The following is a 13320-nucleotide window of genomic DNA, read 5'->3' as shown; positions in this document are numbered from 1 at the left end:
CCTTTTTGTCAAACAAAAAGGAGTTTTCATTTCAATAAAAGTCTTTTAATTCTGACTATCAATTCATTAGGACTAAATGGTTTTGTAATAAAATCATCTGCACCAAGTTCAAAAGCCTTAAGCACCGTTTTTTCTAAACCTACTGATGATAATATAATTATTGGAATATTTAATTTTAACTCCACTTTTACTTTATTCACAATATCTAAACCTGAGGCAAAAGGCATTTCTATATCTGAAAGAATCAAATCAGGATTTTCTAAAACTATTTTATCTAATGCATCATTACCGTTTAAGCATGCGATAACTTCATATCCTTCGCGCAGTAACTTAAACTCCATTGTTTTTAACATCATTTCATCATCTTCGGCTATTAATATTTTCATATTTCAATAATTTATTAGGGTTGCAACATATTTTTGAAAACCAACATTTTATAGTTGTAAAAAGCGCATAAGCTTTTCTCAAAAATAACCTTTTTTAAACGCTTTGTAGTATTAATACATCATATATTTATTATGAAATTACTTCATTTATTAAAAATACTATATGTAATACTATATACGTTTTTAAACCCAATTCAGTTTTTAATTAATTACTCTATTTTGGAAAAACCATGTATTGTTTCTAATTCATTAAAAACAAGTTGGCAAATGTGATAAAAATTCTCAACTTCTTCTTTGCGCTTTTGTCCCAAAGGATTTATTTCAATTTCATTTTCAATAATTTCAATACATTTTGATGCTTTTTTTATTCCTAACAAACTAATAGAAGATTTCAATTTATGAATTTCAGCTTTTAAAATTTTAATATCATCAATATCATTTGATATTAGTATTGTTTCTAAAGCTTCCGGTGCATTATGCAGAAATAAGGAAACCATTTTTTGAATAAAGACGGTATCACCGTCAGCAAATTCGTTTAAGTAATTAAAGTTAATTAATTTTTCAGAAGGAAGTTCTAATTCTGGTAAATCAAAACATTTATTATTGTCGTTATTCATTAAATTTTTATGTAATTTTTCAAGCAACACATTAAAATCAAAAGGTTTAGATAAATAATCATTCATTCCATTATCTAAACTTCGTTTTTCTTCTCCTAATGTTGCATGAGCTGTTAGTGCTATTATTGGGATATCTGATTTAGATCCCATGTTCGTTCTTATATATTTAGTAAGTTCAATCCCATCCATTTCTGGCATTTGAATATCCATCAAAATAATATCATAATTATTTAGTTCAATTTTATCAATGGCTATTTTTCCATTATCGGCAATATCAATTTCTTTTTCCCATTTTTCGAATATTTTAATGGCCAGAAGTTGGTTTAACTCATTATCTTCTACTAAGAGTATTTTAATATCTTTCAGAAAATTAGACGATAACGGTTCTTTTTTTGTGTCAATTGGTTCAATAATTCCTTTCAGAGCCTTTTTATATTCCAATAAAAATGAAAACTCACTTCCTCTGGCAACTTCACTTGCCACACTTATTATCCCTCCTTGCAATTCAATAAGCTTACGAGTAATTGTCAGCCCCAAACCGGTACCTCCAAATTTTCTAGTTGTTTCATTTGAAGCCTGATTGAAACTATCGAATATAGAATCTATCTTATCTTTTGGAATACCAATACCTGTATCTACAACTGTAAATCGTAAAAAACAATTTGATTCCGATTCTTTTTCCTGTGAAACTATTAACTCAACATACCCTTTTTCAGTAAATTTTAAAGCATTTCCAACTAAATTAATTAATATTTGAGATAATTTGGTTGAATCACCAATTAAAAAATCATTGATTTGAGGGTCAATTTCGCATAATAATTTTATTCGCTTCTCATTTGAAATTGGAGAAAGCAGTTCAATTACAGCGTTAATTGTTTTTGTCAAGGAAAAATTAACATCTTCAAATGTCATTTTATCAGCATCAATTTTAGAAAAATCAAGAATGTCATTTATAATTGTCAATAAATTATTGCTGGCTCTTTGAATCGCTTCCACACTCTGTTTTTGATTGTAATCTAGAGTTGTACTTTCCAGAATTCTTGTAAATCCAATGATTCCATTCATTGGTGTACGAATCTCATGACTCATATTAGTCAGAAATTGTTCTTTAACTCTAACGGATTGTTCTGCTATATCTTTAGCCTTTATCAATTCTTTCTCAATCCGTTTTTGATCACTAATATCTTGTATGGTTCCTAAAATTTTGAATGGCTCATTGTGTTCATCATTCAAACATTTTATAAACTCATTAATGTATTTAATCGTTCCTTTTTTACCCAATAAACTATGGCTGAACTGAACTTCCGAATTATTTTCTTTTACATAGCTAAGGTTGTTTTCAAAAAGCTCAATATCATCTGCATTCATTAAGCACGATTTCATAAGATCAACAGAAGCAGAAGTATTTTTATCTATTTCAAAAATGTTAAAAACTTCTTCCGAGAAAAAAACTTCTCCATCATTTAGATTTATTTCCCAACTTCCAATTTTTGCCAATTTTTGCGCCTCCAAAAGTCTGTTCGCATTTATTTTTAAAGCTAATTCTGTTTTCTTTCTTTGTATGAGACTTTCATGCAATTTAAGCGCATTTCTGATGCTTTGGGAAACACCATCAGGAGTTAATAATGTTTTGGGAATATAATCTGAAGCACCCCCTAAAATTGCCTGACTCGCAATTTTTTCATCTCCTTGAGAAGTCACAAAAATAACTGGAGTTTCAATGCCTATATCTCTTAGACTTTTTAAAAAAGAAATTCCGTCACTATCAGGCATCATATAGTCCAGAAAAATTAAGTCATAATGAAATGATTTTATCTTTTCAATACCTTCTTTGGCGGAAAAAGCACTTTCTACATCTGCAATAATACCAGAATGAGATATGGAACGAATAATGGTAATTGAATCGACTTTGTCATCATCAATTATTAATATTTTTAAAGCAATAGCCATATAATTTATCTTTTTTCACTTGAAAATTCAATGATATTCCAATAGTCATTAAGTATTGAAAAAAAATCTGTGGTATTTTTACTTTCAAATGGTTTATGCATATATCCAGCTATGTTTAAATCTAAAGCGGCAGCTTTATTTAATTCATTATCAGTTCTTGTCATTACAAACACTAAAGTCGATTTTAAATCTGGGTGGATTCTCATTTTATTCAATAAATGTAACCCGTTGATGCCTTCTGCATTAATATCAATTAGCACGATTTTAGGAATTGGTGATATTTTATTAACTCCTTGTAACATAGACCAAGCCTCTGTGTCATTTTTAGCCAGATGCAGGGTAGATTTAATTCCAATTTCATAAAATGCATTTCTCACATTTTCAAAATAGTCATTACAACTCTCTATTAATAAGATATTTGAACTCACCATGAAATAAATTTACAAAAAAAATTACATTTCACATAATTGCCAAAAATTATTAAGTGTTGAAACAGACACTACAAATTTTTCGAAAGACAATGGTTTTAAAATATATCCGGCTACATTCAAATTATAGGCTTTAATTTTATCACTATCCTCATTTGAAGTTGTCATAACGAAAACTGATATATTTTTCAATTTTTCATTTTCCCTTATATTTTTCAAGAATTCTATTCCATTCATCTTTGGCATATTAATATCCAGAATAATGATTCTTGGCAAAGGAACAATCTTATTATCAAGCATTTCTAATGCTTCAACACCATTACCTGCTACAAAAAGCGGATTTTTAATATTGTTCTTAGAGAATGCTCTTTTTACATTCATTACATCGACCTCATCGTCTTCTACCAATAAAATATTTACTAATCTATGTGTCATAATTTTAATTTATTATTATTCTTATTTGGGCCAATTAAATTTAAAAAGAGAACCATTATTTATAGTCGGTTGATACGTTAAAACTCCTCCAACCATTTTAATTATTTTAGTACTAATTGCTAATCCTGCACCTGTCGAATCTACGACATCTTTCGAATTTACGGTATAAAATATAGAGAAAATTTTTTCTTTTACATCTTCTGGTATTCCTGGTCCATCATCACTAACTTTTATTACATATTGCGTTTCTTCCTCACTTATCTCTACAAATACATTCTTTTTTTCTTTATCATGAAATCGAACCGCATTATCCAGCAGATTGTATAGTACTTTTTGAAGTTTTTTACCCAGAAGAATAGCGTTTTCATTGATGAGATTGTACGACAAATGGAATTCAACCTCTAATTTATTATCGATTGTTTCAATACAATCAGCAACTAATTTAGGAATATTGACTTCATATAATTCCATTTCAGTTCTATTGACTCTAGAAAGTTCCAATAGTGCATTCATCATTTTTTCAAGACGTTCCACTCTATTCTTCAGCAATTTGAAGTTATCTAAAACACCATTGTCAACATGGGTTCCCAAATCTTCTTCTATCCAAGTTGTTATATTTGAAATTGCTCGCATTGGGGTTTTGATATCATGGGAAACTATATAAACAAACTCTTCAAATTCATTTTTAAGGGCAATTAGTTCCTCATGATATTTTTTTTCAGAATCAATCATATTTATTTATTTAGGTACCGTAAAAATAAAACTTGTTCCATTATCATTCTCAGATTCTATATAAATTTCGCCTCCTTTTTCTTCAATTATTTTTTTAACAATAGACAATCCTATACCAGTACTTTCTTTTTTATCACGTGCCTCAATAGTTTGAAAAACTTCAAATACTTTTTTACGGTACTCTTCAGCTATACCAGGGCCATTATCTTTTATGGTAAACTGGTGAAAACCAGGTAACGCTTTATACAAACATTCTATTTTACCAATTGGTTTATCATTATACTTGACTGAATTGCTTATTAGATTACTAAAAACCTGCTGAATCAATATTTTTTCTGTTAGAATAACAGGAAAAGTATCCTCGACAACAATCTCAAATCCTTCAAGTGGAACAATCGAATCAATGATTTGACTCAATACCCTTTTTAAATCAGTTACTTCTTTTTCAATTTTAGTTTTTCCAACTCGGGAATAGTCCAAAACACCATTTATTAAATTTTCCATACGTTGAATACGACCTCGCAATAATTCAAAATTACTACTAACCACTTCCGGCATGTCTGGCATGTCCTCAACAATCCATTCCGAAAGATTATTTATAGCTCTTAGAGGCGCTTTAAGATCATGGGAAACAACATACGCATACTGATCCAATTCTTTATTCTTTTTTTCAAGATCAACTAATGCTCTATTTAAATTTTCTTTGGCTAACTTTTCTTCAGTAATATCCGTACTAATGGCTATATACTGATACGGTTTTCCTTCATCGTTTAAAAAAGGAACAATAGTGGTATTTTCCCAATAAAAAGATCCGTCTTTTGCTCTGTTCTTTACTTCTCCTTTCCAGACATTTCCATTAGATATTGTCCTAAAGACATCTCTTCTAAATTCTATTGAATGATCGCCCGTACTAATAATTTGTTGATCATTGCCTATTAGTTCCTCTTTAGAATATTGAGAAATAGTACAAAAATTCTCGTTAACATATGAGAAAACGCCTTTTTGATTCGTAACAGCTACAATTGCAGATTCATCAAGCGCCGATTTAATATCTCTAATTTCTTTTGTTTTTCTATCTATTTTTTGTTGAGCTAACGTCCTTTCTGTAATATCCTGAATAGTTCCCTGAATCCCGATTATTTTACCACTACTATCCATAAATGGTTTCCCTATACCTACAAGATACTTCAATATTCCATTAGGGAGAAGAATTCTATGATTATAAAACAAATCTGAACCCTTCGTCTTTGTATTTTCAATTTCTTTATCAAGTTTTAACAAATCATCAGGATGTATCCTACTGCGGTATGCTTTAAATAATTCATCTGAAGGTAATTCTTCTAAATCAAAAATTTGATAGTGACCTTTGGACCAAATAAGCTGATTTGTTACTAAATCAAACTTCCAGCTTCCAATTTTTGCTATACTTTGCGATTCGTCTAATAACTTATTGCTTCTAATTAAATTTAGTTCTGCTTCTTTCTCTTTGGTAATATCCTTTGATATACCTAAATAACCTGTTACTTCACCCTGACTATTCTTTATGGCTGTAACTGATAAAACTATTTTAATCAAACTGCCGTCTTTCCTCACGTAAGTCCATTCATTTGAGTCAGCAACTCCTAGTTCTCTAGCTTTTATAACAAATGTGTCATATCCAGGCGTTATTTTAATTCCAAACTCTTTTGTTAAATCTTCCGTTCGTTTAACTACTTCGTCCCATACATGAAAAATAGATGGATTAGTCTTTCCTACAACTTCTTCTGATTTATATCCTAGTAATTTCTCTGCGCCTCTATTGAATTGTTTAATCGTCCCATTTAGACTGGAAGACACTATAGAAAAGTCAGTAGAATTTAGGATTGCCGATAATTCGCTACTTGTTTTAACCAATTCCTCTTTTTGCTGATACTCAAAAGTCATGTCCCTTGCAATGCAATATAAATATCCAGTATCAGGATCTGGGGATGTATTCCAGCTCAATAGAATATAATCTCCATTTTTACAACGATATCGATTTTCAAAACTGACGTTTATTCTTTGTTCAAAAAGTTTCTCTATTTCTCTTAATGTTTTATCTAAATCCTCTGGATGAATAAAATCTATAAGTGGCACTCCTATCAGTTCCTCTGCAGAATATCCTAATACATCTGTAAAAGCAGGATTCACTTTATGAAAAAAGCCATCCACATTTGCAATACAAACTAAATCCTTTGAAAGTTCAATAAAATTCTTAAATTCCCTTTGAGATTTAATCAAATCGGTATTCTTTTTTCGTAAATCCAATAATAAAACCACTTGATGAGCAAGTAATTTTAAAGCATTTTTTTGTTCACTAGTCAATATTCTAGGCTCCGTATCTACAACACAAAGTGACCCTAAATTAAAGCCATTTGCATCCTGAAGTGGTGCTCCTGCATAAAATCTAATATTAGGATTCCCAGTCACTAAAGGATTATCAGCAAATATCTCATTTTCTTTTGCATCATTAACTTCATATATATCATCGCCCATAATTGCATATTGTCAAAAAGATATATCTCTTGAAGTTTCAGCAGCATCTAATCCAACACTAGATTTAAACCACTGTCTTTCTTCATCCAACAAACTGACTAAGGCTATAGGGGTTCCACAAATATAAGAGGCTAATTGAGTGATAGCATCATATTCTTTTTCTGCTAAAGTATCCATTATGGAATACTCTTTAAGCGCTTTTAGTCTTTCGATTTCATTTTCCGGTATAGGATTTTTTTTCATCAATTTGTGGCTTTTTCTTTAATTACAATAGTACAGAATTTATAAGTCTAAACAACTAATTTTACAGTTATACTTACATTATTTATTTAAAACTTAATTATTTGTAGCTCTACAAAAATAATTTATTTATTTCACTATAAATAATTTTCAAACTTAATATTCGCAACTTTTACAATAATTTTTCTTACATAAAAGAGCTACAAATTTTTAATGCTTTGTTTTTAAATTTAATGTGAAAAAGGAACCTAAACATCTTTCACTTTAATTATTTTTTGCAAACAAATAAAAATCACAAAATACTGTAAAACAATCATTTAAATTAAAAATATATTCATTTTTATTCCCTTTGAAATAATTATTTCATTAAATTTACAATATGGGTTTCAAACAATTAGGAAAGCCTACTTTTCTGATTTATACCTAAAAAAATAGTACGCAAATTTCAAACCTACTTTTGAATTAAAAATTTGCTACCTGATTAACAAAAAAAATGCGCCTCAACTATTTTCTATTATTACTGTTTTAACAGGCAAATAATGGTCTGTTTTTATTCTAAAAACATGCGAAATGGCAAAGTACAAACACATCCTTTTTTTTAACCAAATTGGCATCGAAGCCATTAGTAAAGTTGGTGGTAAGAATGCTTCTTTAGGCGAAATGTACAATCAGCTTAATCCAAAAGGCATTAATATTCCTAATGGTTTTACGGTCACGGCTAATGGGTACCGTCTCTTTAGAAAAATGAATAATCTGGAAAAAACATTGAAAGATTTACTACTTTCATTAGATACCAAAGACTATTCAAATCTTTCTTCCATTGGAGAAAAAGCTAGAAATCTAATTTTATCAGCAACAATTCCGGATGAAATTCAGGTCGAAATCGATACTGCATATCAATACCTTAGTAAACAATGTGGCGTAAACAATCTTGATGTAGCTGTACGCAGCAGCGCAACTTCGGAGGATTTACCTACGGCCAGTTTTGCCGGACAAATGCAATCTTTTTTAAATATCAACGGTACAAAACAGTTAATCGACGCCGTTCATCGTTGTTACGTATCCTTATTCACGGACCGCGCCATAAAATACCGACATGACATGGGTTTTGCAAACCTGGACATTGCGATTTCTGTAGGCGTTCAACAAATGGTGCGAAGTGACAAAGCAGCATCTGGTGTAGCATTCACTATTGATCCGGATAGCGGTTTCGATAATACCATAATCATCAATAGTATTTGGGGATTAGGAGAAAATATTGTTCAAGGGACGGTCACACCAGATGAGTGGATTGTCTTTAAACCTACTTTGAACAATTCAGATCTAAATCCTATTCTAAAAAAACAATGTGGACGAAAGGAATTCACTATGATTTATACTGATAAGTCCTCCAATTCATCCGCAGAAAATACAATTAGTAATACCGATACTCCCCTAGAAAAGCAAAACCAGTTTTCGTTGAACGATTCAGAAGTAATTCAACTTGCACAATGGTGTTATACAATTGAAAAACATTACAAAAAACCAATGGATATTGAATGGGCTAAAGACGGCTTGAACAACCAACTTTATATCGTTCAGGCACGTCCGGAAACTGTTCATGGTAAAGCAAATAAGCGCGTTAGAGAAATCTATAAACTAAAAGAGGAAGGAACGATTCTAACACAAGGAATAGCTCTTGGCGATAAAATTGCTTCCGGGAAAGTGCGTATTTTAAATAGTCCGCAAGATGGCCATTTGTTGCAAGATGGAGAAATTATAGTTACTGATTTGACAAATCCCGATTGGGATCCTATCATGAAAAGAGCTTCGGCAATTATTACCAATAAAGGCGGACGTACCAGTCACGCTGCCATTGTAGCACGAGAACTGGGAACGGTAGCAGTAGTAGGTTGCGGCAATGCGACATCAGTACTAAAAAATGGACAGGAAATCACTGTCTCTTGTGCCCAAGGCAAAGAAGGAACTATATATGACGGACTACTGAAATGGGAAATTACAGAACAGGATTTCAGCAAACTTGCGATGCCAAAAACAGATCCCATGCTTATTCTTGCCGATCCCGAAAGAGCATTTGAATTAAGCCATTATCCTAATCAAGGTGTGGGATTAATGCGAATGGAATTTGCTATTTCGAATACCATAAAAATTCATCCGTTGGCATTATGCGAACCTGAAAAAATAACTGATGAAACTATTATTGCCCAAATAGCAACATTAACAAAAGGCTATGATGATCCTAAAAATTATTTCATTGATAAACTAGCCGAAGCCGTCTCTATTGTTGCTGCCGCATTTTATCCAAAAGATGTAATTGTACGAATGAGTGATTTTAAAAGTAATGAATATGCCAACCTCATTGGCGGAAAATATTACGAACCTAAAGAAGAAAATCCCATGATAGGTTTTCGGGGAGCTTCCAGATATTACAGTGATTTTTATCGAAAAGGTTTCGCCTTAGAATGTGAAGCAATGAAAAAAGTACGCAATAAAATGGGACTCCATAATGTAAAACTCATGATTCCTTTTTGCAGAACAGTGGATGAAGGTGAAAAAGTCCTTACTGAAATGGCTAAAAATGGATTAACACAAGGTGTCAACGGATTGGAAGTATATGTAATGATTGAGATTCCAAGTAATGTACTAATGGCCGATGAATTTGCAAAACTATTTGATGGATTTTCTATTGGTTCCAATGATTTGACCCAACTAACATTAGGCTTGGATCGGGATTCAGCATTAGTAAGTTATTTATTTGACGAAGAAAATCCTGCGGTTAAATATTTAATTAAAGAAACCATTCGGGTAGCCAAACGTTTTGAAATAAAAGTGGGTTTGTGCGGTCAAGCACCCAGTGACATCCCGAATTTTGCTAAGTTTTTAGTTAACGAAGGCATTGACAGCATCTCCTTTAATACTGATGCGCTTATAAAAGGCATTGAAAACATTTTGGAAGCAGAAAAGAAAACAAAAAGAAAAATTCTAATGTAAGAGAACTCGATTATGGAAACAACATTCAAGAATAAAGTAGCCATTGTTACTGGCGGTTCATCAGGAATTGGAAGTGCAACTGCACTCGCTTTCGCAAAAAAAGGAGCAAAAGTTGTCATAGTCGATTGGAAAGAAAACGAGGAAATGCTTCACCTTATTAAAGATTCAGGAGGAGAAGCCATTTTTATCAAATGCGATGTTTCAAAAACTGCTGATGTAAAAGCGATGGTTAAAAATACGATTGCTGCATTTGGAAGGTTGGATTATGCTTTCAACAATGCTGGAATTGAAGGAAAGTCAGCTCCTACACAAGATTGCACCGAGGAAAATTGGGATCAAACCATTAGTGTAAACCTAAAAGGAATCTGGCTTTGCATGAAATATGAAATCCCCGAGATATTAAAACAAAGAAAAGGCGTAATTGTCAATTGTGCCTCCGTTGCAGGATTAGTAGGATTTGCCGGTTTACCAGCTTATGTCGCCTCTAAGCATGGTGTAATAGGATTAACCAAAACTGCTGCTTTAGAATGTGCACAACTGGGAATTCGGGTGAATGCTGTTTGTCCTGGAGTAATACAAACTCCCATGATTGATCGCCTTACCGGAAAAACAAAAGAAGCAGTAGAACAGTTCACAGGGCTGGAACCTATTGGTCGTTTTGGTCAACCCGAAGAAATAGCTAATGCGGTCGTTTGGATGTGTTCTGACGAAGCCTCTTTTGTAACCGGGCTCGCAATGGCTGTAGATGGCGGTTTTGTGGCCCAATAATTTCTAAATTTAATTATCACCTCTAAAACACATGAAATATGCATCAATACGAAGTAAACTTAAAGTGGATAGGAAATAGAAAAGGGGTTTTAAGTTCTCCCATTATACCTAAAAATATTGAAGTAGCTATACCCATTGATTTTCCAAAAGGAATGGAAGAAATTTTGTCTTTTGAACTTTTATTTCTTTCCTCAATAAATAGTTCCCTAATGAGCACTTTTTTAGCAATTGCTAAAAATACGAATCTCAAATTTATAAGCTTTGAAAGTAATTCTACTTGCAACGTAGAAACAATTAACAGTAAGCACACTATAACAGAAATAGTCCTGAAACCAAAAGTTGTTATTCCTTTTTTTCAAAAACCAGAACAAGTAAAACATATTTTAAAAATAAGTGAAAAATCCTGTGCAATCGCTAATGATACCAAAACAATAATCCGATTAGAACCAGAAGTAACAGTTGCACTGACTCTTATTTCAAAAGAAGAAAAATATGATTTTCATCAACAATAAAGAAGAGTACCATCTTTGGGATTATGAAAAAGTTCTCGCTTCTTTTTCTTGGGATACAATTGCCCAAGAATTAAATGGGCTTCCTAATGGAAAAGGGCTAAATATCGCTCATGAAGCTATCGATTGTCATGCTCAAAATCAGCTGAAAGATACGGTTGCTTTTCGTTTTATTCAAAAAGACAGGAGTTTTAAAGACCTCACTTATGCTGCATTACAAGTTCAAACCTCAAAATTTGCTAATGTACTTGACAACTTAGGTATAAAAAAAGGAGAACGCATTTTCTCATTAGCCGGAAGAATTCCTGAATTGTACATTACTGCCTTAGGAACGTTGAAATATACGGCTGTATTTTGCCCGTTATTTTCTGTTTTTGGACCTGAGCCCATTTTTCAGAGGCTCAGTAGAGGTGATGCTTCGGTTTTAGTGACAACTTCTATTTTGTTCGAAAAAAAAATAAAACAAGTACTGGAAAGATTGCCTTCGCTTCGTTTTATAATTATCATCGATGCAAAAGAACATATTTCAGATAAAATTTTATCTTTTTCTAAATTGATGCAATCAGCAAAAGAGGAGTTTTCTATTCCAGAAACAAATCCGGAAGATGCCGCTTTACTTCATTTTACAAGCGGAACCACAGGAATGCCAAAAGGCGTTTTACATGTTCATCAAGCTGTACTGACGCACTATATTACCGGAAAATATGTTCTCGATTTTCATCAAGGAGATATCTATTGGTGTACTGCTGATCCGGGTTGGGTTACCGGCACGTCGTATGGGATTATTGCACCATTACTGCATGGAATCACTAGTATTATTGATGAGGAAGAATTTGATGCCGCAAGATGGTATTCCATCCTGGAAGAACATAAAGTAACAACTTGGTACACCGCTCCTACTGCCATCAGGCGATTAATGCGAATGGATATTAAACCTATTACAGCATATCATCTTGAAAAGCTACGGTTAATTTTAAGTGTAGGCGAACCACTTCATGCCGAAGCCGTGATTTGGGGTCAGGAGAATTTTGGTTTCCCTATTCTGGACAATTGGTGGCAAACCGAAACCGGAGGTATCATGATTGCTAATTATCCTTCCATGAAAGTAAAACCAGGCTCGATGGGGAAACCTATGCCCGGAATTGACATTGCGATTGCAACAGTACATGAAAACCAACTAAAAATAATTACAGAGCCTAATATCCAAGGTCATCTAGTTTTAAAAAAAGGATTTCCTTCCTTATTTAGGGCGTATTTGCATGAAGAAGAACGCTATAAAAAATGCTTTATCGGGGACTGGTATCTCAGCGGGGACTTAGCGAAAAAGGATGCTGATGGATATTTCTGGTTTATCGGTCGTGCCGATGATATTATCAAAACTTCAGGACATATGGTAGGGCCTTTTGAAGTTGAAAGTACCTTAATGCGACATCCTGCAGTGGCCGAAGCGGCAGTAATTGGAAAACCTGAACCTACGATTGGTGAGTTAGTAAAAGCATTTGTGGTCTTGAAAACCGGGAAACTGCCCAATGAAGAAACTAAAATGGACATTATGGGTTTCGCCCGAAAAGAAATGGGTCCGGCAGTTGCTCCAAAAGAAATTGAATTTGTCGACAGCATTCCTAAAACTCGAAGTGGGAAAATTTTACGTCGATTACTAAAAGCCCGAGAACTGGGTTTACCGGAAGGAGATATTTCAACATTGGAACAATCCTAGATAATTTAAAAATTGGAAACTGTTTTTTTAATA

The 13320-nt window shown here is 32.7% G+C and carries 11 protein-coding genes; 4 read left to right on the top strand and 7 right to left on the bottom strand.

Annotated elements, in window-relative coordinates; translation table 11 throughout:
* Positions 1-26 precede the first annotated feature (26 nt).
* From T410_RS09915 to T410_RS17230, 7 genes are all read right to left on the bottom strand, one after another.
* The gene (locus tag T410_RS09915; RefSeq protein ID WP_035671149.1) at positions 27-386 is read right to left on the bottom strand and encodes a response regulator transcription factor; all 360 of its coding nucleotides are present in this window, start codon (positions 384-386) and stop codon (positions 27-29) included.
* Positions 387-595: 209 nt separating this feature from the next.
* Positions 596-2953 carry a response regulator gene (locus T410_RS09910; RefSeq protein ID WP_035671147.1) on the bottom strand — a complete coding sequence of 786 codons (2358 nt, stop codon included), beginning with the start codon at positions 2951-2953 and terminating at the stop codon, positions 596-598.
* Positions 2954-2958: 5 nt separating this feature from the next.
* Positions 2959-3384 (bottom strand): response regulator, encoded by a 426-nt coding sequence (locus T410_RS09905; protein ID WP_035671145.1) that lies wholly within the window; start codon positions 3382-3384, stop codon positions 2959-2961.
* 21 nt (positions 3385-3405) lie between these two features.
* Positions 3406-3816: a response regulator gene (locus T410_RS09900; RefSeq protein WP_035671142.1), complete on the bottom strand. Its 411-nt coding sequence runs from the start codon at positions 3814-3816 to the stop codon at positions 3406-3408.
* Between the two features lie 21 nt (positions 3817-3837).
* A complete protein-coding gene (locus T410_RS09895) occupies positions 3838-4548 on the bottom strand; it encodes an ATP-binding protein (RefSeq protein WP_035671139.1) in 711 nt (236 codons plus the stop codon).
* Between the two features lie 6 nt (positions 4549-4554).
* Positions 4555-7062 carry a PAS domain S-box protein gene (locus T410_RS16485; protein WP_238567363.1) on the bottom strand — a complete coding sequence of 836 codons (2508 nt, stop codon included), beginning with the start codon at positions 7060-7062 and terminating at the stop codon, positions 4555-4557.
* 12 nt (positions 7063-7074) lie between these two features.
* On the bottom strand, positions 7075-7239 hold the full coding sequence (locus T410_RS17230) for a hypothetical protein (protein ID WP_238567362.1): 165 nt from the start codon (positions 7237-7239) through the stop codon (positions 7075-7077).
* A 633-nt stretch (positions 7240-7872) separates the two neighbouring features.
* On the opposite strand from T410_RS17230, the gene ppsA reads away from it, so the two are divergent.
* Genes ppsA through acsA form a run of 4 tightly spaced genes read left to right on the top strand, consistent with a single transcriptional unit; the run spans position 7873 to position 13287 of the window.
* Entirely contained in the window at positions 7873-10293 is a 2421-nt protein-coding gene (gene ppsA, locus T410_RS09880) for a phosphoenolpyruvate synthase (RefSeq protein WP_035671137.1), read from the top strand.
* A gap of 12 nt (positions 10294-10305) precedes the next feature.
* The gene (locus T410_RS09875) at positions 10306-11061 is read left to right on the top strand and encodes an SDR family oxidoreductase (protein ID WP_035671135.1); all 756 of its coding nucleotides are present in this window, start codon (positions 10306-10308) and stop codon (positions 11059-11061) included.
* A gap of 38 nt (positions 11062-11099) precedes the next feature.
* Positions 11100-11573 (top strand): OsmC family protein, encoded by a 474-nt coding sequence (locus T410_RS09870; RefSeq protein ID WP_051929385.1) that lies wholly within the window; start codon positions 11100-11102, stop codon positions 11571-11573.
* Positions 11554-13287, top strand: coding sequence for an acetate--CoA ligase (gene acsA / locus T410_RS09865; protein ID WP_035671132.1), 1734 nt, complete (start codon positions 11554-11556; stop codon positions 13285-13287). The genes T410_RS09870 and acsA overlap by 20 nt, the downstream gene beginning before the upstream one ends.
* The last annotated feature ends 33 nt before the right edge of the window (positions 13288-13320 follow it).

Source organism: Flavobacterium sp. 83 (assembly GCF_000744835.1).
GTDB lineage: Bacteria > Bacteroidota > Bacteroidia > Flavobacteriales > Flavobacteriaceae > Flavobacterium.
This window is presented reverse-complemented; position numbering and strand designations above follow the sequence as displayed.